The organism is Nonomuraea sp. NPDC003727, from assembly GCF_053586935.1.
The window spans coordinates 14,809-33,822 of record NZ_JBSFNE010000021.1; the positions used below are offsets into that span (position 1 = coordinate 14,809).

General features: G+C 70.8%; 17 protein-coding genes. 9 read left to right on the forward strand and 8 right to left on the reverse strand.

From position 1 onward, the window contains the following. Positions 1-4 precede the first annotated feature (4 nt). Positions 5-712, reverse strand: coding sequence for a TetR/AcrR family transcriptional regulator C-terminal domain-containing protein (locus ACWDLG_RS37150; RefSeq protein ID WP_449929115.1), 708 nt, complete (start codon positions 710-712; stop codon positions 5-7). 55 nt (positions 713-767) lie between these two features. Between ACWDLG_RS37150 and ACWDLG_RS37155 the strand changes: the two genes are divergently transcribed. Beyond that, positions 768-2,219, forward strand: coding sequence for an MFS transporter (locus ACWDLG_RS37155; protein ID WP_449929117.1), 1,452 nt, complete (start codon positions 768-770; stop codon positions 2,217-2,219). Between the two features lie 91 nt (positions 2,220-2,310). Here ACWDLG_RS37155 and ACWDLG_RS37160 read toward each other — a convergent pair whose 3' ends face one another. Further along, the gene (locus ACWDLG_RS37160) at positions 2,311-3,015 is read right to left on the reverse strand and encodes an alternative oxidase (RefSeq protein WP_449929119.1); all 705 of its coding nucleotides are present in this window, start codon (positions 3,013-3,015) and stop codon (positions 2,311-2,313) included. Positions 3,016-3,323: 308 nt separating this feature from the next. On the opposite strand from ACWDLG_RS37160, the gene ACWDLG_RS37165 reads away from it, so the two are divergent. The 5 genes from ACWDLG_RS37165 (at position 3,324) to ACWDLG_RS37185 (ending at position 9,352) form a co-directional block, all read left to right on the forward strand. Then, positions 3,324-4,598 carry an aspartate aminotransferase family protein gene (locus ACWDLG_RS37165; protein WP_449929121.1) on the forward strand — a complete coding sequence of 425 codons (1,275 nt, stop codon included), beginning with the start codon at positions 3,324-3,326 and terminating at the stop codon, positions 4,596-4,598. After that, positions 4,585-6,090 carry a CoA-acylating methylmalonate-semialdehyde dehydrogenase gene (locus ACWDLG_RS37170; RefSeq protein ID WP_354917860.1) on the forward strand — a complete coding sequence of 502 codons (1,506 nt, stop codon included), beginning with the start codon at positions 4,585-4,587 and terminating at the stop codon, positions 6,088-6,090. The genes ACWDLG_RS37165 and ACWDLG_RS37170 overlap by 14 nt, the downstream gene beginning before the upstream one ends. A gap of 194 nt (positions 6,091-6,284) precedes the next feature. Next, positions 6,285-7,466 carry an extracellular solute-binding protein gene (locus tag ACWDLG_RS37175; protein ID WP_449929123.1) on the forward strand — a complete coding sequence of 394 codons (1,182 nt, stop codon included), beginning with the start codon at positions 6,285-6,287 and terminating at the stop codon, positions 7,464-7,466. Positions 7,467-7,678: 212 nt separating this feature from the next. Next, entirely contained in the window at positions 7,679-8,767 is a 1,089-nt protein-coding gene (locus tag ACWDLG_RS37180; RefSeq protein WP_449929125.1) for an LLM class flavin-dependent oxidoreductase, read from the forward strand. A gap of 3 nt (positions 8,768-8,770) precedes the next feature. After that, the gene (locus tag ACWDLG_RS37185) at positions 8,771-9,352 is read left to right on the forward strand and encodes an FMN reductase (RefSeq protein ID WP_449929127.1); all 582 of its coding nucleotides are present in this window, start codon (positions 8,771-8,773) and stop codon (positions 9,350-9,352) included. Positions 9,353-9,402: 50 nt separating this feature from the next. Here ACWDLG_RS37185 and ACWDLG_RS37190 read toward each other — a convergent pair whose 3' ends face one another. Then, complete coding sequence (locus ACWDLG_RS37190) at positions 9,403-10,830, reverse strand: aldehyde dehydrogenase family protein (protein ID WP_449929129.1); 1,428 nt, start codon at positions 10,828-10,830, stop codon at positions 9,403-9,405. A 214-nt stretch (positions 10,831-11,044) separates the two neighbouring features. Between ACWDLG_RS37190 and ACWDLG_RS37195 the strand changes: the two genes are divergently transcribed. Then, on the forward strand, positions 11,045-11,671 hold the full coding sequence (locus tag ACWDLG_RS37195; protein WP_449929131.1) for a TetR/AcrR family transcriptional regulator: 627 nt from the start codon (positions 11,045-11,047) through the stop codon (positions 11,669-11,671). Here the strand turns inward: ACWDLG_RS37195 and ACWDLG_RS37200 are convergent. Next, the gene (locus tag ACWDLG_RS37200) at positions 11,628-13,049 is read right to left on the reverse strand and encodes a PucR family transcriptional regulator (protein WP_354917877.1); all 1,422 of its coding nucleotides are present in this window, start codon (positions 13,047-13,049) and stop codon (positions 11,628-11,630) included. The genes ACWDLG_RS37195 and ACWDLG_RS37200 overlap by 44 nt on opposite strands. Before the next feature lie 125 nt (positions 13,050-13,174). On the opposite strand from ACWDLG_RS37200, the gene gabT reads away from it, so the two are divergent. Both gabT and ACWDLG_RS37210 read left to right on the forward strand, forming a co-directional pair. Further along, a complete protein-coding gene (gene gabT / locus ACWDLG_RS37205) occupies positions 13,175-14,521 on the forward strand; it encodes a 4-aminobutyrate--2-oxoglutarate transaminase (protein WP_449929133.1) in 1,347 nt (448 codons plus the stop codon). Between the two features lie 152 nt (positions 14,522-14,673). Next, positions 14,674-14,898 carry a hypothetical protein gene (locus tag ACWDLG_RS37210; RefSeq protein ID WP_354917882.1) on the forward strand — a complete coding sequence of 75 codons (225 nt, stop codon included), beginning with the start codon at positions 14,674-14,676 and terminating at the stop codon, positions 14,896-14,898. Here the strand turns inward: ACWDLG_RS37210 and ACWDLG_RS37215 are convergent. From ACWDLG_RS37215 to ACWDLG_RS37230, 4 genes are all read right to left on the reverse strand, one after another. Continuing rightward, a complete protein-coding gene (locus ACWDLG_RS37215) occupies positions 14,895-16,115 on the reverse strand; it encodes a saccharopine dehydrogenase family protein (RefSeq protein ID WP_449929136.1) in 1,221 nt (406 codons plus the stop codon). The two genes, ACWDLG_RS37210 and ACWDLG_RS37215, sit on opposite strands and share 4 nt — an antisense overlap. Positions 16,116-16,197: 82 nt before the next feature. Next, positions 16,198-16,638, reverse strand: a complete 441-nt coding sequence (locus tag ACWDLG_RS37220) for a GNAT family N-acetyltransferase (RefSeq protein WP_449929138.1) — start codon at positions 16,636-16,638, stop codon at positions 16,198-16,200. A gap of 96 nt (positions 16,639-16,734) precedes the next feature. Further along, the gene (locus ACWDLG_RS37225) at positions 16,735-17,922 is read right to left on the reverse strand and encodes a trypsin-like serine peptidase (RefSeq protein ID WP_449929140.1); all 1,188 of its coding nucleotides are present in this window, start codon (positions 17,920-17,922) and stop codon (positions 16,735-16,737) included. 56 nt (positions 17,923-17,978) lie between these two features. Beyond that, the gene (locus ACWDLG_RS37230) at positions 17,979-18,971 is read right to left on the reverse strand and encodes a trypsin-like serine peptidase (protein WP_354917893.1); all 993 of its coding nucleotides are present in this window, start codon (positions 18,969-18,971) and stop codon (positions 17,979-17,981) included. Positions 18,972-19,014: the final 43 nt, after the last annotated feature.

Sequence of the window (19,014 nt, forward strand, 5' to 3'; positions counted from 1 at the left end):
ACGATCAGGCGCCGAGCCGCCGCTCCAGGCCGTCGAGCACGCACAGCAGGCCGAAGTCGAAGTTCACCGCGCGGAGGGTGCGCTCGTCGTGCCGGGCGTACTCGTCGGCACGGGCGATGAGCTCGGGATAGCCGGCCGCCGCCTTCCGCACGACCTCCCGCATGCTCTCGGCGTCGTAGGAGCCGGACTGCGACAAGGCCTGCCAGGCGACCTCGGGGATGGTCGCGCCCATCACGTACGCGGTGATCGCCGAGCCCGCGTAGTCCTGGTCCATCCCGCGGAACCCGGCGAGCCTGAGCGCCGTGCGCAGCATGTCGCCCGCGCGCAGTGACTTGGGGCCGATCGCGGGCATCCGGCCGATCAGGTTCCCGGCCCAAGGGTGCGACAGGATCGCCTGCCGGACGCCGTGCGCGAAGGCGGAGGCGGCGTCCTTCCAGCCCACCACCTCGACGTCGAGGTCCGGGACCTCGCCCCAGATCTCGTCGAAGGCCAGCTCGAGCAGTTCGTCCTTGTTGGCCACGTGCCAGTAGAGGCTGGTGGCCCCCGCGCCCAGCTTGGCGCCGAGCTTGCGCATGCTCAGCGCGTCGAGACCGTCGGCGTCGAGCAGTTCCAGGGCGGCCTTGACGATCTGCTCGCGGGTGAGCCCCTGGCCCTGGGGTCTGCTCTGCCGGGGTTCGCGGGCCCACACCGAGGTGAACTGCTTGGTGGTCACGCCCTCAGCATAAAACTACTCGCACACTGTACGAGTCTTGTCGTACGGTGTGCGAGTGAACTCGAACGCTGTACGAGACCCGCGACGCTGGTGGTCTCTCGTCGTCCTGTGCCTTGCCCTCCTGCCGCTGGTCGTGGACAGCACCGTGCTCAACGTGGCGATCCCGACCCTCATGCGGGACCTCGGGGCCAGCCCCTCGGAGATCCAGTGGATCCTCGACTCCTACGTGCTCGTCTTCGCGGGCCTGCTGCTGACCACCGGAAGCCTGTCCGACCGGTACGGCAGGCGCCGCTTCCTCATCATCGGCCTGGCCGTCTTCGGCGGCGCCTCGCTCCTCGCCGTCCTGGCCGCCGAACCGTGGCAGCTCATCGCCGCCCGAGGGCTGATGGGGGTGGGCGGCGCCATTCTCATGCCCTCCACCCTGTCCATCCTGATCACCACCTTCGACGCCGACGAGCGGCGCAAGGCGATGGCCGCGTGGAGCGCCGTCGCGATGCTCGGCGTGATCGCGGGCCCGATCGTGGGCGGCCTCATCATCGCGAACTACTGGTGGGGCTCGGTCTTCCTGCTCAACGCCCCCATCGCGGTGATCGGCATCATCGCCGCCGTCGTCCTCATGCCCGAGACGCGCGGTCCTGCGCGCAGGCTGGACCCGCTGGGCGTCGTGCTGTCGGTCGTCGGGCTGTTCTCGCTGGTCTACGTCGTCATCGAGCGCACGTGGAACCCCGTGATGATCGCCCTGGCCGTGCTGAGCCTGGGCGGCTTCATGCTGTGGGAGCGCAGGTCGGACAGCCCGATGCTGCCGCTCGGCCTGTTCGGGAACCGCAACTTCAGCGGGTCGTCGTTCTCGATCCTGCTGATGTCGTTCGGCTCCGGCGCGGTGATGCTGATGCTCACCCAGTACCTGCAGTTCGTCCTCCAGTACGGCACCGCGCAGCTCGGCGTGGCGCTGCTGCCGTACGCGATCTCGGCGGCCGTCTTCAACGGCGTCGGGGCCGGGCTCGGCCAGAAGGTCGGCAACCGGACGCTGGTCGTCACCGGCATGCTGGTGATGGGGCTGTCGTTCGTGGTGATGGCGATGGGCGGCGGCTACTGGTCGATGTTCGCGGCCTTCGTGATCATGGGCGCGGGCGGCGGGATCGCGGGGCCCGCGGCGTACGCGACGCTCATGGGCGCGGTGCCGGTGGAGCACGCCGGTGTCGGTTCGGCGCTGAACGACACCATCCAGCAGGTGGGCATGGCCCTCAGCATCGCCGCCCTGGGCAGCGTGCTGGCGGGGGTGTACACCTCGTCGATGCCCGAGTCGGCGCCCGCCGCCGCGCGGGAGTCGATCGCCCAGGCGGTACAGCTGTCCCCCGAGATCGCCGCGGCCGGCAGGGAGGCGTTCAGCGCGGCGATGACCACGGGCGCCTGGATCGGTGCGGCGTCGTGCCTGGCGGCCGCCCTCCTCGCCCTGGCGGTGCTGCGCCCGGCGGCGCCGGTCGCGCCCGTCCCCGTCGAGGTCTGACCCGCCGTGCTCGCCGGCCGCGGGGAGGGGCCGGGTCCCCGTGACCGTCCCCTCGACCCGCGGCCGGGGCCGAAGGCACCCGCGCGGGATGTCATCGGGCGGAGGAGTAGCGCGGGCTCTTGAGGTTCTCCAGGCTGTCCAGCTTGTGCACGCGCTCGTCGTGCCCGATCTGGCGCAGCAGGTCGGCCACCGACCGGTGGCGCCCGTACTCCGCCGCGTACGTCCCGGGGTCGGGCATGAACTCCAGCTCCGGGTTCTCCGCCACGAACGTCATGTACTCGTGCTCGGCGTGGTCCTCGAACTCGGCGTTGAGCCGGTAGGCGGCCTCGGGCCTGACCAGGAACAGCACCCACGAGACGTGGTAGTAGAAGAACGAGATGAACCAGGGCGCCACCTTGTGCAGCAGCCAGTTCTGCCTCATCCCGTCGCGCTCGATCAGGTCCTGCATGATCAGCAGGTGCCACTGCTCGTTGTCCTGGTCGGAGCGGGCCTCGACGATCCGCTCGAAGACCCGCTTGGCGAGGGCCGACCGGCCGGCGTAGCGGTGCACGGCCCAGTAGCCCACCCGCTCCCACGCCTGGTACGGCACGCGGGCGATGATCTCCAGCATCGCGAACTTGGTGAACGATCCCCGCTTGCCGTACAGGAGGTCGACGGGCTTGAACATCATTCTGGCCAGCAGGCTGTAGGCCATGCGCGGGGTGGCCAGGGTGTCGCGCTGCGCCCTGAGCAGCGCCTCGCGGTCGAGCTTCGGCGGACCGGCGGGGGCCTCGGGACGGTCGATCGTGATGGTCATCTCGGGTCTCCTCTTTCGTCGATGACCCGATGGTGCTCGACCGGAGCCCGCGCGGGCGTCCGCCGCCGGATGGCATTCGGCGTGCCTCTGGCGGTGTAGCGGGTGGAGACGGGGTACGCCGCCAGGCGCACGGGACATCCCCTAGGGGTGGGGCGGGGCGCGTCACCCGGGGGACGGCGGGCGAGCGGGCAGGGGCGCGAAGTCACGATGTCCTGACACATTCTGTGTGGGCAGAGTGTAAGCGGAAATTGCGTCATGCCGACACGTTGGCGGTGGGATGTTCAGTGAATAACCGCGATACTCGGAGCATGTCGGACCTTCTCGCGCGCCACAGGGCGGTAATCCCCAACTGGGTGGCCCTCTACTACAACGAGCCCATCGAGATCGTCAGCGGCAAGGGCAACCGTGTCGTCGACGCTTCGGGCAAGAGCTACCTCGACTTCTTCGCAGGAATCCTCACCAACATGATCGGGTACGACGTGCCCGAGGTCCGTGAGGCCGTCGAGCGTCAGCTGGCCACGGGCGTCGTGCACACCAGTACCGTCTACCTGCTGCGCGGCCAGATCGAGCTGGCCGAGAAGATCGCCGGGCTCTCCGGCATCCCCGACGCGAAGGTCTTCTTCACCAACTCGGGCACCGAGGCCAACGAGACGGCCCTGCTGCTGGCCACCTACGCGCGCAAGTCCGACCAGGTGCTGGCCATGCGGCAGAGCTACCACGGCCGTTCCTTCGGCGCGATCGGCGTCACCTCCAACCGCGCGTGGAAGAACAACTCCTACTCGCCGGTCAACGCGACGTTCCTGCACGGCGCCGACCGCCACCTGCCCCAGTTCGCGGGCCTGTCCGACGCCGACTACATCAAGGTCTGCGTCGAGGACCTGCGCCACGTGCTGGCCACCGGCGTCTCCAACGACGTCGCCGCGCTCATCGCCGAGCCGATCCAGGGCGTGGGCGGCTTCACGATGGCCCCCGACGGGCTGTTCGCCGCCTACAAGGAGGTGCTCGACGAGGAGGGGATCCTGTTCATCTCCGACGAGGTGCAGACCGGCTGGGGCCGGACGGGCTCGGCCTTCTTCGGGATCCAGAACCACGGCGTGACCCCCGACATGATGACCTTCGCCAAGGGCCTGGGCAACGGGTTCGCGGTCGGCGGCATCGTGGCCCGCGGCGACCTGCTCGACAACCTGCACGCGGTGGGCCTGGCCACCTTCGGCGGCAACCCGATCTCGATGGCCGCCGCCAACGCCACGCTCGACTACGTCCTCGACCACGACCTGCAGGCCAACGCGGCCAGGACGGGCGCCCTCATCATCGACGGGCTGCGCGAGGCCGCCAAGCGGCTGCCGATCGTGACCTCCGTCCGCGGCAAGGGCCTGATGTTCGCGGTGGAGCTGGCCAGCTCCGAGCTCGCCGCCAGGTTCATGGAGGAGTCCAAGAAGCTCGGTCTGCTCGCGGGCAAGGGCGGCCTGTACGGCACGGCGATCCGCATGGCGCCCCCGCTCACCCTGACGATGGACGAGGCGGCAGAGGGCCTCGGCATCATCGTCAACGCTCTGGAGACCATCAACGATGAAGTTCGTTAACCACTGGATCAACGGCTCTCGGGTCGACGGCGACAGCCGCACGACCGAGATCTTCAACCCGGCGACGGGTGAGGTCAGCGGCAAGGTGGCGATGGCCTCGGCGGCCGACGTGGACGCCGCCGTCGCCGCCGCGGTCGGGGCCTTCCCCGCCTGGCGCGACGCCTCGCTCGTCAAGCGGTCGCAGGTGCTCTTCCGCTTCCGCGAGCTGATGTACGCCCACCGCGACGAGCTCGCCGCGCTGATCTCCGCCGAGCACGGCAAGGTGCACTCCGACGCGCTCGGCGAGGTGGCCAGGGGCCTGGAGGTCGTGGAGTTCGCCTGCGGGATCCCGCACCTGCTCAAGGGCGGCTTCTCGGAAGGGGTCTCGACCCGGGTCGACTCCTACTCCATCCGCCAGCCGCTCGGCGTGGTGGCGGGCATCACGCCGTTCAACTTCCCCGCGATGGTGCCGATGTGGATGTACCCCATCGCCATCGCCTGCGGCAACGCCTTCATCCTCAAGCCGTCGGAGAGGGACCCCTCGGCCTCGCTGCTCATGGCGCGGCTGTGGCAGGAGGCGGGGCTGCCCGACGGCGTCTTCAACGTCGTCCAGGGCGACAAGGTGGCGGTCGACCGCCTGCTGGAGCACGAGGACGTCAAGGCCGTCTCCTTCGTCGGCTCGACCCCGATCGCCCGCTACGTCTACGAGACCGGCACCGCGCACGGCAAGCGGGTCCAGGCGCTCGGTGGCGCGAAGAACCACATGCTGGTCCTGCCCGACGCCGATCTCGACCTGGTCGCCGACTCGGCGGTCTCGGCCGGCTTCGGCTCGGCGGGTGAGCGGTGCATGGCGATCTCGGTCGTCCTGGCCGTCGACCCGGTAGGCGACGAACTGGTGAACAAGATCGTCGAAAGGGTCGCCAAGCTGACCATCGGCCCCGGCGACGACGCGCGCTCCGAGATGGGCCCGCTGGTCACCGAGGCGCACCGCGACAAGGTGGCCTCCTACCTCGACCTGGGCCTGTCCGAGGGCGCCAAGCTCGTGGTGGACGGCCGGGAGACGCCGGTGCTCGGCGGCGGCAAGGCGGCCGACACGCCGGGCTTCTGGCTCGGCCCGACGATCCTCGACCACGTGCCCGCGGGCTCGCGCGTCCACACCGAGGAGATCTTCGGCCCCGTTCTGTCGATCGTGCGCGTCTCCTCCTACGAGGAGGGCGTGAAGCTGATCAACGGCGGCGAGTACGGCAACGGCACCGCCGTCTTCACCAACGACGGCGGCGCCGCCCGGCGCTTCCAGAACGAGGTGGAGGTCGGCATGGTCGGCATCAACGTGCCGATCCCCGTGCCGATGGCCTTCTACAGCTTCGGCGGATGGAAGGCGTCGCTGTTCGGCGACACCCACGTCCACGGTGCCGAGGGCGTGCACTTCTACACGCGCGGCAAGGTCGTCACCTCCCGCTGGCTCGACCCGTCGCACGGCGGCGTGAACCTCGGGTTCCCGACCAACAAGTAGTCAGGGCCGCGCACGGCGCGGCACGCCCCGCGGGCACCGTGCCCGCGGGGCGTTCGCGTGTCCGCGGGCATGCGGCGAGGGAGGCGCCGGGGTGTCCGCGGCCGTCCGGGCCCGCGGGCGTCACCGGCCTGGTGCGACCGGCGCGCCGCCGCCTGCCGTCCCCGGTAAGCTCCAGGCTGGACAAGGGGGACTTCGTGAAGCACCGCATACCTGCCATGGCGGTCGCCGGCGTGGCGTGCCTGACGTTGATCGGGTGCGCGGACGCGACCGCCGGCCGGACCACCTCGGTGCGGGTCGCCCCCACCGCGAGCCCCACCCCCTCGGCCAAGCCCACACCCACCACCACACTCACCACGCCCACGCCCACCGCCACGGCCACGGCCAGCACGCCGCAGAGCGACGGCACCCTGCAGATCCTCACCTACAAGGGGCATGCCGAGTGGGGCGGGGGCGGCAAGAACTGGGTGGCGGAGTTCGAGAGCAGGACGGGCTGCCGCATCGCCAGGCTGGACGTGGTGCAGACCGCGCAGGAGATGCAGGCCAAGGTGGGCGAGCGCGTCTACGACGTGATCTCGGCGGGCCCCGAGGTGGCCGCGAGCCTGATCGCCGCCGGCCAGGTGCAGCCCATCGACACCGCCAAGGTCACCGGGTACGACGAGCTGGCCGAGGAACTGCGCGAGCAGAGCGTGGTCGGTGGCAAGGTGTACGGCGTGCCGTACCTGTGGGGGGTCAACGAGATCGTCTATGACGCCGCGAAGATCAAGCCCCGCGACCGGCTCGCCCTCTACGACAGCCAGCGGTCGGCGGTGCCCGACAGCCCGCTGAGCCTGGCCGACGCGGCGGTGGCGGACGAGGTCGCCCACCCCTACGAGCTGACGACCGAGCAGCTCGACGAGGCCGTGACGCTGCTGGGCAAGAACAAGCACCGGCTCTACTGGCGGGAACCGATCTCGCTGGTGCGGGCGTTCGCCACGGGCGAGGTCGAGATCGCGCAGGCGACGCCGTACTTCAGGATGCTGTTGCAGAAGGCGGGCAGGGACGTCAGGGCGCTGGGCGCCCCGACCACGGGCTGGGTCGACTCCTGGATGCTGAACGCGAACACGCCCAGCCTCGACTGCGCCTACCGCTGGCTGAGCCTGACGGCCACGGCCGAGACCCAGCGCGACGCCGCGGCGTGGGCGGGCCTGGCCCCCGCCAACCCCGCGGCGTGCAAGGGACGGGCGAAGCGGATCTGCGCGGCCTACGAAGCCGACGACCCGGCGAAGCTGAAAAAGATCACCTTTGCGGTACGCCCACCGGGGGATTGCAAACCCCGGGACGGGGAATGCACTGACTACGCCACCTGGACCAAACGGTGGAGTGAACTGGTGGGTTGATCGGGGGCCTGTCGACCTTCGCTTGACCATGCCGCGGGCGTGCCCGTCCCCCCGCTGGGCGACGCTCGCCAGGGGCGTCCCGGGTGTTTCCCCCGACCCCGGGGCGCTCCTTTCTTTTACCCCCCGTTGCCACGTCCTGCCGGGTGGAATATCCTGCGAGTGGTCACTGTTCATGACGATTGAAACTTCAACATGAAGGAGCGGAGATCGCCATGCAGTTCGGTATCTTCACGGTCAGCGACGTCACCACCGACCCGACCACCGGCAGGACGCCGACCGAGGCCGAGCGGATCAAGGCGATGGTCACGATCGCCCTCAAGGCCGAGGAGGTCGGCCTCGACGTCTTCGCGACCGGTGAGCACCACAACCCGCCGTTCGTCGCCTCGTCGCCCACGACGATGCTCGGCTACATCGCGGCCAGGACCGAGCGGCTCATCCTGTCGACGTCCACGACGCTGATCACCACCAACGACCCGGTGAAGATCGCCGAGGACTTCGCGATGCTGCAGCACCTGTCCGACGGCCGGGTGGACCTCATGATGGGCCGCGGCAACACCGGACCCGTCTACCCCTGGTTCGGCAAGGACATCCGCGACGGCATCCCGCTCGCCATCGAGAACTACTCGCTGCTGCACCGGCTGTGGCGGGAGCCGGTCGTCGACTGGGAGGGCCGCTTCCGCACCCCGCTGCAGGGCTACACCTCGACGCCGGCGCCGCTCGACGGCGTGCCCCCGTTCGTCTGGCACGGCTCCATCCGCAGCCCCGAGATCGCCGAGCAGGCCGCCTACTACGGTGACGGCTTCTTCGCCAACAACATCTTCTGGCCGAAGGAGCACTACCAGCGGCTGATCAGCCTGTACCGGCGGCGTTACGCGCACTACGGCCACGGCCTGCCCGAGGAGGCCATCGTCGGGCTCGGCGGCCAGGTGTTCATGCGGAAGAACTCCCAGGACGCGATCCGCGAGTTCCGCCCGTACTTCGACAACGCCCCCGTGTACGGCCACGGCCCCTCGCTCGAGGAGTTCATGGCCGAGACCCCGCTCACGGTCGGCAGCCCCGACCAGGTCATCGAGCGGACGCTCAAGTTCAGGGAGTACTTCGGCGACTACCAGCGCCAGCTGTTCCTGATGGACCACGCCGGCCTGCCGCTGAAGACCGTGCTGGAGCAGCTCGACATCCTGGGCGAGGAGGTCGTGCCCGTGCTCCGCAAGGAGTTCGCCGTCGGCCGTCCGGCCAACGTGCCCGACGCCCCCACCCACCAGTCGCTGCTGGCCAAGGCCACCGCTGCCGTAGGAGTGTGACCCATGAAGCTCGCCGTCGTCTCGGCCGGTCTCAGCCAGCCGTCCTCGACCCGCCTGCTCGCCGACCGCCTGGCGGCGGCGAGCGCCGCGCGGCTGCCCGGGGCGGAGATCGAGGTCATCGAGCTGCGCGACCTGGCCGTCGACATCGCCAACAACCTGGTCACCGGGTTCCCCGGCGCCAAGCTGCGCCGCGCCGTCGAGGCGGTCACCTCGGCCGACGGCCTGATCGCCGTCACGCCGATCTTCACCGCCTCCTACAGCGGCCTGTTCAAGTCGTTCTTCGACGTGATCGAGAACGACGCCCTCGCCGGCAAGCCGGTGCTGATCGCCGCGACCGGCGGTACGGCCAGGCACTCCCTGGCGCTGGAGCACGCGCTGCGGCCGATGTTCGCCTACCTGCGGGCGATCGTGGTGCCGACGGCCGTCTACGCGGCGTCGGAGGACTGGGGCGCCGAGGGGCTGCCCGAACGCGTCGAGCGCGCGGCCGCCGAACTGGCCGGCCTGGTGGGCGGGGCGCGGCCCGTCATCCGGGAGGACGACGAGGTCGTGCCGTTCGAGCAGCAGCTGGCAGCGCTGCGGCCTTGACCAGGCGTCGAGCCTGCGGGACGGCAGCCGCCCCGCAGGCTCGCGAACGGTCAGAGGGACAGGCCCGTGAGGACCATGACCTTCTCGTAGGTGAGGTCCTCCATCGCCGAGCGGACGCCCTCGCGGCCGACACCGGACTCCTTGACGCCGCCGTAGGGCATCTGGTCGGCCCGGTACGACGGGACGTCGCCGATGATCACGCCGCCGACCTCCAGCTCGCGGTTGGCACGGAAGGCCGTGTCGAGCGAGCGGGTGAACACGCCCGCCTGCAGGCCGAACCTGGAGTTGTTGACCTCGGCGAACGCCTCGTCCACCGACGCCACCGACTTGAGGATCATGACCGGGCCGAAGACCTCCTCGCAGGAGACCTTCGAGTCCTCCGCCACGTCGGTGAGGACGGTCGGCGTGACGGTGGCGCCGTCGCGGGTGCCGCCCGCCAGCACGCGGGCGCCGGCGGCGACGGCCTCGTCCACCCACGCGGACACGCGCTCGGCGGCGGCCAGGGAGACCAGCGGTCCCACCTGGGTCTTCTCGTCGAGCGGGTCGCCGGTGACCAGGGTGGAGACCGCCGCGAGCAGCTTCTCCTCGAACGCCTCGCGCACCGACTCCTCGACGATGACCCGCTGGACGGCGATGCAGCTCTGGCCCGCCTGGTAGTTGGAGAACAGCGCCACGCGTGAGGCCGCCCAGTCGAGGTCGGCGTCGGCAAGCACGACGGCCGCGGCGTTGCCGCCGAGCTCGAGCGTCACGTGCTTGCGCGGCACCTGGTCCATGATCGCGAAGCCGACCGGCCCCGATCCGGTGAAGGACACCACGGGCAGTCGCGGGTCCTGCACCAGCGCGGCGGCGCGCTCGTTCTCGACGGGCAGGACCGAGAACATGCCGGCCGGAAGGTCCGTCTCGGCCAGGATCTCGCCCAGCACCAGCGACGACAGCGGCGTGGCGGGGGCGGGCTTGACGATGACGGGGGCGCCGACGGCGATGGCGGGAGCGACCTTGTGCGCGACGAGGTTCAGCGGGAAGTTGAACGGCGTGATCGCCAGCACGGGTCCGCGCGGCTGCCTGGTGACGTAGCCGAGGCGGCCGGTGGCGGCCGGCTCGGTGTCGAGCCGCTGCACGTCGCCCGACCAGCGCCTGGCCTCCTCGGCCGCGAAGCGGAAGGTGGAGATCGCGCGGTTGACCTCGCCGCGCGCCCAGAAGATGGGCTTGCCGTTCTCGCCGGTGATCAGCTGGGCGATCTCCTCGGCCCGCTCGGCCAGCCGCTTGGCCACGTGGGCCAGAGCCTCGGCGCGTACGTGCACCGGCAGCGCCGCGGCCTCCTTCTGTACGGCGGCCGCCGCGGCGATCGCCTCCTCGACCTGAGCCTCGGTGGGCACCGAGTAGATGCCGACCACGCGACCGTCGTGGGAGTTGGTAACGGTGAGCTCGGTGTCCCCCTTGGCGGGGCGTCCAGCGAGCCAGAAGGTGCGCACGTCCATACCTCGACGCTATGCCAGAACCCGAGGCGGGTAAGTTCTCCACGTTGCACAACAGCGAGGAGGGAGCAGGCCGTTACGAACAAACTCTCCTTCCCGATTGTGTAACGGAAGTAGTGCTATTTCGGGATGTTTAGGTTGTCGAGTGGTTTGAGGGATCTCCGTCCTGGCTAAGTCCTCTTGGTGCGGTTCCCCCGAGCGTGAAAGGCCAAGCCCCATGACCTCCACTGCGCCGCTGGGGCTTCAGGGTGCCTATCTGCTGGGCGAGCGGACATCCCACGACGAGCTGCGTGGCCGTCTCCTCGACGTCGCCGCCAACCTGCTGACCGCCGAGGGCGCCGACGGCCTGTCGATGCGCCGGATCGCCACCGAGGCGGGCTGCTCCACCACGGTCGTCTACACCATGTTCGGCGGCAGGGAGGGGCTGGCCGAGGCGCTCTACCTGGAGGGGTTCGAGCGGTTCCGCCGCTTCCTCGAAGCGGTGCCCGCCAGGAAGGACCCCTTCGAGTACCTCAGCGCCCTCGGCCCCGCCTACCGCGAGGCGTGCATGGCCGAGCCGGGCTTCTACCCGCTGATGTTCGAGAAGGCCATCCCGGGCTTCGAGCCCAGCGAGCGCGCCAGGACCCTGGCCCGCGCCGCGCTCAACATCCTCGACAGGGTGATCTCCGACTGCATCTCGGCCGGCTACCTCGTCCCCACCCAGCCGCGCAAGATCGCCGACGCGCTCTGGGCGGCCGCGCAGGGCGCCATCAGCCTCGAGCGCGCCGGCCACCTGCGCGACGGCCGCACCTACGAGGCCGTCACGACCGCGACGATCTCCGGCTACCTGGCCCCGAAGAGTTGAGCGCGACCCACAGCTCCGCGCGCACCCCTGGATCGTCGAGGTCGCGGCCGAGCAGCTCGGACACGCGCTTCATCCGGTAGCGCAGCGTGTGCCGGTGCACGCCGAGCCGTTGCGCCGCCGCGTCCCAGTGGCCGTTGGCCGTCAGGTAGGCCCGCAGCGACTCGATGAGGTCGGCCCGCGAGCCGTACTCGTTGAGCGGCGCGAGCAGGGCCGCGGCGAACGCGCCGGCGGCCGCGGGATCGAGCAGCGCCAGCAGGCCCTGCCCCGCGAGGTCGGCGAACCGCACCGTGCCGCCCGCCTTGCGCGCCGCCTCCAGCGCGCGGCCCGCCTGGTCGATGCCGCTGTCCAGGTCGGCGTACGGCACCGGCGCGCTGACCCCTGCGGGCGCCTCGCCCAGCGGGGGAACCTGCTCGACCAGCGCGATGCCGCCGCTGGTGAACGTGTGCGGCTCCAGCGGCTCCAGGGTCTCCGCGTCGGCCGCCAGCACGGTGAAGGGCTCCTCGGGCAGCACCGCGCCGAGCGGGGCCAGCGCCGCGCGCGCCTGGTCGACCTCGCCGGCCAGCAGCAGCGTCAGGACGGCCGCGCGCACCCCGCGCTCGGCCGCCACCAGCGTCCGGCCCTGCTCCAGGGCGAGCGTGAGCAGCGAGCCCGCGGCGTTGACGACGGTGTGCGCGACGGGGGAGAAGGGGTGCGGCGCGCCCACGGCGAAGAAGCCCCGGATGCGCCTGGAGGCGCCCCCGATCGGCTGCACGATCACGTGCTCGCCCGGCGACGACAGCGCCACGCTGGCCAGCGGCCGCTCGGCCGGGCCCGCACCGGTCGCACCGTCCTTCGAGGCGCGGCGCAACCGGTGGAGGACCGGCAGGACGGCGCCGAGACGGGCGTCCGGCGTGGCGTGCTCGACGTCGCCCGACTCGCCGAGCAGCACGGCCCAGCCGTCGACCTCCCTGGCCAGCCTGTCGATCACCGCGTGGGTGCCCTCGGGCCGCAGCGCGGCCCGTGTCAGCCTGCCCTGGGCGGCGAACGCCCTGCTGATCTCCTCGTACTGCTCGGCCGCCAGCAGGTCGCTGACCGTCTTGCCGATGGCGATGAACGGCGTCTCGCGCGGTACCTCCAGGAGCGGCAGCCCCGCCGCGGCGGCCGCCTCGACCAGCTCGGCGGGCACGTGCTCGTGGGTCAGCCCGACGGCGAAGCCGAGGCCCGCCACCCCGCGCTCCACCAGCCTGCCGACGTACGGCGCGAAGCCGGTCGTCAGGCGCATCCCCGTGGTGAGCACGAGCTCGCCGCCCTCCAGGAAGGGCGTCGGATCCTCGAGCTCGCTGACCGCGACCCAGCGCACGGGGCGGTCGAGCGAACCGGCCAGCGGGATCAGGCGCATGCGGCGCACCACTGTCTGCAGAGAAGGCGCCATCGAGTGTTTGTCCATTCCGGCAAAGCGAGCTAGGCCCATTGTGCCATCGCGACACATCGGCACACGGCGCCGCCCGCCGTAGCGTCACAAGCATGAGTAACCAGCAGGGAGGTCCGGCGCTTCCGCAGGAACGCCGCCTCGTCACCGAGATCCCAGGCCCGAAGTCGCGGGAGCTGCTCGCGCGCAAGCAGGCGGCCGTCCCGCCCGGCATCGGCACGACGCTGCCGGTCTTCGTGACGCAGGCCGGTGGCGGCGTGGTCGTCGACATCGACGGCAACTCCCTGATCGACTTCGGCTCGGGCATCGCCGTCACCAGCGTGGGCAACTCCGCGCCGCGCGTGGTCGAGCGGGTCGGCAAGCAGGTCGCCGACTTCACCCACACCTGCTTCATGGTCACGCCCTACGAGTCGTACGTCGAGGTGTGCGAGAAGCTCAACAGCCTCACGCCCGGCGACCACGAGAAGCGCTCGTTCCTGGTCAACAGCGGCGCCGAGGCCGTCGAGAACGCGGTCAAGGTCGCGCGTCTGGCCACCGGCAGGCAGGCCGTCGTCGTCTTCGACCACGGCTACCACGGGCGCACGCTGCTGACGATGACGCTCACCGCCAAGAACCTGCCCTACAAGCAGGGCTTCGGGCCGTTCGCGCCCGAGGTCTACCGGGTGCCGCTGGCCTACCCGTACCGCTGGCCGACCGGGCCCGAGAACTGCGCCGAGGAAGCCGCCGCCCAGGCCATCGACGCGATCACCAAGCAGATCGGCGCCAGCAACGTGGCCGCCGTCGTCATCGAGCCGATCGCCGGCGAGGGCGGCTTCATCGAGCCGGCCAAGGGCTTCCTGCCTCGCATCGCCGAGTTCTGCCGCGAGAACGGGATCGTCTTCATCGCCGACGAGGTGCAGACCGGCTTCGCCCGTACGGGCCACCTGTTCGCCTGCGAGGACGAGGGCGTCGTGCCCGACATCATCGCCACCGCCAAGGGCATCGCCGGCGGCCTGCCGCTGGCCGCGGTGACCGGCCGCGCCGAGCTGCTGGACAAGGTGCACGTGGGCGGCCTCGGCGGCACCTACGGCGGCAACCCGCTGGCCTGCGAGGCCGCGCTCGGCGTCCTGGAGACCATCGAGGCCGAGGACCTGGTCGGCAAGGCCCGCCGCATCGGCGAGATCATGCTGCCCAGGCTGCGCGCCATGCAGGAGCGCCACGACATCATCGGCGACGTCCGCGGCCGCGGCGCGATGATCGCGATCGAGCTGGTCAAGCCCGGCACCAAGGAGCCGAACCCCGAGGCGGTGGCCGAGGTCGTCCGCAGGTGCCACGCCGAGGGCCTGCTCGTGCTGACCGCGGGCACCTACGGCAACGTGCTGCGCTTCCTGCCGCCGCTCGTCATCCCCGAGCACCTGCTGGAAGAGGGCCTCGGCATCCTCGAAAAGGCGCTGTCCGCATAACGACGCGAAAAACGGGCATCCGGCTTGCGCTGGATGCCCGTTTTTGCGTATGGCCATCGCCGAGTTTTCACTCTCGCTTGGCAACGCGCTAAACGATCACCGAGCTATAACGGTTCCGGTGCACCCCCCAGCGGCGAAGCGCGAGGAGCGTGATGGACTGGCCCGGCTTGGTGACCTTCGACGCCGACGGCATGAGTGAGGCGCAACGCGACGGTGAAGCGTGCGTCGTCTGCCACAAGCGCTGGCCGCGCCCCAGGGTGCATGTCGGCCGGCTCCCCGACGACTCCCGCGTGATGGCGTGCGCCGACTGCGCGGAGGCGTTGTTCCCGATCGTTCCGGCCGAGGTGGTGGCCTTCCCGGGCGCCAGGTACAGCTAGGCGGCCCGGTCCTCCGACTGGTCCCTCATGCCCCACGGCGAGCCGTACTCGCTGAGCAGGTCGAGGAACGGCACGGCGTCGAACGCCTCGGGACCGAGCACCCCCTCGCCCTTCCACACGCCCCGCGCGACGAGTTCCAGGGCGACCACGGGGTGGATGGCGGTCTGCCACACCACGGCCTGCGCGCCGTACTCCCGCATCGACCAGGCGTTGTCGACCACGTGGTACAGGTAGACCTCGCGCGGGCGGCCGTCCTTGCCGACGCCCTTGACCCAGGTGCCCGCGCAGGTCTTGCCGCGCATCCTGTCGCCGAGCGTCGCGGGGTCGGGCAGCCTGGCGGCGACCACGTCGCGCGGCGCCACCTCCTTGTCGCCGACCCTGACCTTGTCCGTGCCGTCGAGGCCGAGCTTGTGGAGCGTCTTCAGCACGCCGATGAACTCCTCGCCCAGGCCGTACTTGAACGTCACCCTCCTGGCGTCGATCCACCTCGGGACCAGCAGGACCTCCTCGTGCTCGACGTTCACGCACTCCACCGGGCCGATGCCCTCGGGGAAGTCGAACACCTCCGGCTCGCTGAACGGCTCGGTCGTGCGCCAGTCGCCGTCCTCCCACACCACCGGCGGGTTGAGGCACTCCTCGATCGTCGTCCAGATGGAGAAGGTCGGCGCGAAGTCGTAGCCCTCGACGACGAGGTTGGAGCCGTCCCTGATGCCCACCTCGTCGATGCTGGAGAACAGGTGGTCGGCGGCGTACCTGGCGAACACGTCCGCCAGGCCGGGCTCCACGCCCATCCCGACCAGCGCGAGCCTGCCGTTCGCGCGCCACTCGGCGTCGCGCGCGAACTGCTCGTCGCCGAGCTTCACGCCCGTCAGCTCGTACGGCCTGCGGGGGTGCGGCCTGGACAGGGACATGGCCATGTCGAGGTAGTGGGCGCCGGCCTCGAGCGCGGCCTCGAACAGGGGCATGGTGAAGCGCGGGTCCACGGCGTTGAACAGCACGTCGCAGCGGTGCTCGCGCAGGGCCGCGGCGACCTGGGCACGGTCGGCGGCGTCGAGCTGGATGGCGCTGAACCGGGGGTCGTTCACCTGGGCGACGGCCTCGGCCGCCCGGTTCTGTTTGGAGTCGGCCACCACGATGTGTTCGAAGAATTGTCGGCGGGCGGCGATGGGCACCACGGCGGAGCCGACGCCGCCGGCTCCCACAAGCAGGATTCTCATGCCGCGAACCCTACCCACTGACTGGTCATTCAGCCAAGTATCGAGTGAAACCCCTGGTGAACAGAGGTGTGGGGGTGTGGGGTCAGACGCTCTTCTCGAAGCAGACGCTCTCGGCGCACTCGGCGTAGGGGCCGAAGCGGGGGATGGGGCGGTAGCCGCAGGAGGTGTAGAGCCCGATCGCCTCGTCGAACAGGCGGCCGGTCTCCAGGCGGAGCGTGCGCATGCCGTACTCGACCGCGAGCTTCTCGATCTCGGTCAGCAGCAGGCGCGCGTGACCGCGCCCGCGGTGGTCCGGGCGGACGTACATGCGCTTCAGCTCGCCCACCCCCGGCTCCAGCGGCTGGAGCCCCGCGCAGCCCGCCACCTCCTCTCCCTCGTGCAGCAGCAGGAAGGAGATGCGGGGGTCGAGGTGCTTGGGCGTGTCGTCGACGACCGCACGCTGCCGCCAGGCCAGCTCGGCCTGCTGCTCGGCGCACAACTCGACGATCCGCGGCGACTCCGCGGGAACTCTGGTGACCTGCATGGACAGGAGGCTAACGGGAGCGGTGTTTCACCCGTGTGTCATCGCTCTCACCGCTCCGCCGCCCTCCTCCGGGCAGGAGCCCGGGCGGCGCGCCGGTCAGGCCCGTTCCGCGCTCGCGTACAGGGCCTTGGCGGAGTCGCCGAAGTAGGGGCCGTACATGGTGCCGCGGTCGTCGCTGTACTTGAAGCTGCTCACCGAGGTCACCATGCCGCGCCCGGTGACCGCGTCGAACGAGGTCAGCCACGGGCCGCCGCTGGAACCCGCGGTCATGTCGCAACGCAGGCCCTGGTCGCGGGTCTGCCCGTGGGGGTCCTCGGCGACCCGGCCGGCGCAGTAGATGAGCCGCTCGCCGTCGAAGGGCGGGTCGGCGGGGAAGCCGAAGCCGTAGGTCTGCCCGCCGCGGGTGGGATTGAAGGCGATCTCCTGCATGCCGACCGCGTCGGTGACGTGCCGCCCGCCCGCGGTGTTGAGCGCGACCATGCCGAGGTCGTAGCTGTCGTCGCCGGACCGCGACCACGGGCCGGCCACGAACATGCGGCGGGCGGTGAAGGTCCCGTACGGCCGGCCGCCACCGGCCTCGTAGCCCGGCACGAACGTCCAGTTGGCCGCCCAGCTGCCGGTGCCGTCCTTGACGCAGTGGCCGGCGGTGACGACGACGTCCTTGTTGGCGCTCCTGATCGTGCTGGCCGAGCAGACGAAGTCGACGCCGTCCATCGTCAGGAACACCCGCCCCGTCGTGCGGGTGACCGCGCCTCCCGTCATCCACCGGGAGCCGCTGGTGGTCGCGGACGGGCGGCTGTTCTGCCGGCGCGGCGCGGCCACCGAGCCCGTGGCGCCGGACAGGTCGGGGGCGGTGGCCAGGCCCGCCCTGTTGCTGAGCCCGCTGAGCAGCCCGCCGTCCTTGGGCAGCACGCCCTTGGGAAGCACCTCCTTGGGAAGCACCTCCTTGGGAAGCACCTCCTTGGGCAGCGCACCCTCCGCCGCCGCGCCCCTGGTGAGCGAGCCCCTGGTCAGCGCGTCCTTGTCGAGCGCGCCCTTGGCCACGCTGTCGAGCAGGCCGATGGGCAGCGCCCGCGACATCCGTTGCGGTGTCCAGTAGTCGAGCACGCGGCGCTGCTCGACGGTGCTGCGCGCGGCCACGTGCTCGACGACGTCCGCCGGCCGTCGCGCGCCGGCGGCGTCCTGCTTCGACGGGTGGTGGACGGGCGCGGCGCCGATCAGTGCCGCGCCCATCATGCCCGCGACGAGCGGCGCGGACGCAAGCAGGGGGAGGCTCGAAGTCATGAGCCCCGAGTCTGCACTACAAGATGTGTCCTTGTGGTTACTTTCGGTAAATCGGCTCAGAGGGCGTTGGTGTTCTGGGCGGCGTTGTAGACGGCCTGCGCCTCGGCGCCGAAATACGGGCCGAACATCCAGTTGGGCGCGAAATTGTACTTGAAGCTGTTCACCGAATTCTGGGTGCCGAGCCCGGTCTTCTCGTCGAAGCCGACGAACCACGGACCGCCGCTCGAGCCGCCGGTCATGTTGCAGGTCAGCCCGTGGTCCTTGGACATCAGGAAGTCGTCGAAGGTCCTGCCGCTGCAGTAGATCAGCCTCGACCCGTCGTACGGCGCGGCGGCCGGGTAGCCGAAGGAGTGCATCTGCTGGCGCCGTCCCTGGTTGAAGGCCACGCCCTGCCCGCCCACGACGTCCGTCAGCGCCCTGCCCTGCAGCGGCGCGACCACGACGGCGGCGACGTCGTGGTTGATGTCCTCGCGGGCGTCCCACTGCGGGGTGGTCAGCAGCTTGGTGGCCACCCACGTGCCGTACGGCCTGGCGCCCTTGTCGTAGCCCGGCACGAACACCCAGTTGGTGTGGAAGGCGCCGCCCATCTTCACGCAGTGCCCGGCGGTCAGCACCACGCTCTTGTTGGCACTGGTCACCGCGTTGCCCGAGCAGGAGGCGTTGCGGCCCTGGTAGGTGAAGAACACCCGGCCGGCGGTCTTGGTGATCGCGCCGCCGCCGGTCCACGCGCTGCCCGAGCTCGCCTGCGCCGCCTGCGGGTCGGTGGGCGCCGCGCTCGTCGGCGGGGCCTCCCACGGGATGCCGGTGGTGGGCTCGCCGGGCACGCCGAACGCGGCGCGCGAGCGGGGGGCGGGCGGGTTGAGCGGCTGGGCGTCCTCCATCTTCTGCGGGGTCCAGTACCGCGCGACCGCCTTCTGCTCGGTCTTGGTCTCGGCGGCCTCCTCGGTAACCGGCTTCGGTCCCGCTCCCGCCTGTGCCGACGCCGCCGGCAGGGCGGTGGCGCCGGCGGCGAGGGTGAGGATGGAAAGCAGAGCGAGTCTGCGGTGCATGCGTACCTCCATTGACCGGAACTGAGGTTGGAAGTTAGCGGCA

Excerpts from the sequence above, each read along its gene's own strand:
- ACWDLG_RS37160 (WP_449929119.1), bottom strand. The coding sequence starts at position 3,015 with ATGACCATCACGATCGACCGTCCCGAGGCCCCCGCCGGTCCGCCGAAG.
- ACWDLG_RS37165 (WP_449929121.1), top strand. The coding sequence starts at position 3,324 with ATGTCGGACCTTCTCGCGCGCCACAGGGCGGTAATCCCCAACTGGGTG.
- ACWDLG_RS37170 (WP_354917860.1), top strand. The coding sequence starts at position 4,585 with ATGAAGTTCGTTAACCACTGGATCAACGGCTCTCGGGTCGACGGCGAC.
- ACWDLG_RS37180 (WP_449929125.1), top strand. The coding sequence starts at position 7,679 with ATGCAGTTCGGTATCTTCACGGTCAGCGACGTCACCACCGACCCGACC.
- ACWDLG_RS37185 (WP_449929127.1), top strand. The coding sequence starts at position 8,771 with ATGAAGCTCGCCGTCGTCTCGGCCGGTCTCAGCCAGCCGTCCTCGACC.
- ACWDLG_RS37190 (WP_449929129.1), bottom strand. The coding sequence starts at position 10,830 with ATGGACGTGCGCACCTTCTGGCTCGCTGGACGCCCCGCCAAGGGGGAC.
- ACWDLG_RS37195 (WP_449929131.1), top strand. The coding sequence starts at position 11,045 with ATGACCTCCACTGCGCCGCTGGGGCTTCAGGGTGCCTATCTGCTGGGC.
- ACWDLG_RS37200 (WP_354917877.1), bottom strand. The coding sequence starts at position 13,049 with ATGCGCCTGATCCCGCTGGCCGGTTCGCTCGACCGCCCCGTGCGCTGG.
- gabT (WP_449929133.1), top strand. The coding sequence starts at position 13,175 with ATGAGTAACCAGCAGGGAGGTCCGGCGCTTCCGCAGGAACGCCGCCTC.
- ACWDLG_RS37210 (WP_354917882.1), top strand. The coding sequence starts at position 14,674 with ATGGACTGGCCCGGCTTGGTGACCTTCGACGCCGACGGCATGAGTGAG.
- ACWDLG_RS37215 (WP_449929136.1), bottom strand. The coding sequence starts at position 16,115 with ATGAGAATCCTGCTTGTGGGAGCCGGCGGCGTCGGCTCCGCCGTGGTG.
- ACWDLG_RS37220 (WP_449929138.1), bottom strand. The coding sequence starts at position 16,638 with ATGCAGGTCACCAGAGTTCCCGCGGAGTCGCCGCGGATCGTCGAGTTG.
- ACWDLG_RS37225 (WP_449929140.1), bottom strand. The coding sequence starts at position 17,922 with ATGACTTCGAGCCTCCCCCTGCTTGCGTCCGCGCCGCTCGTCGCGGGC.
- ACWDLG_RS37230 (WP_354917893.1), bottom strand. The coding sequence starts at position 18,971 with ATGCACCGCAGACTCGCTCTGCTTTCCATCCTCACCCTCGCCGCCGGC.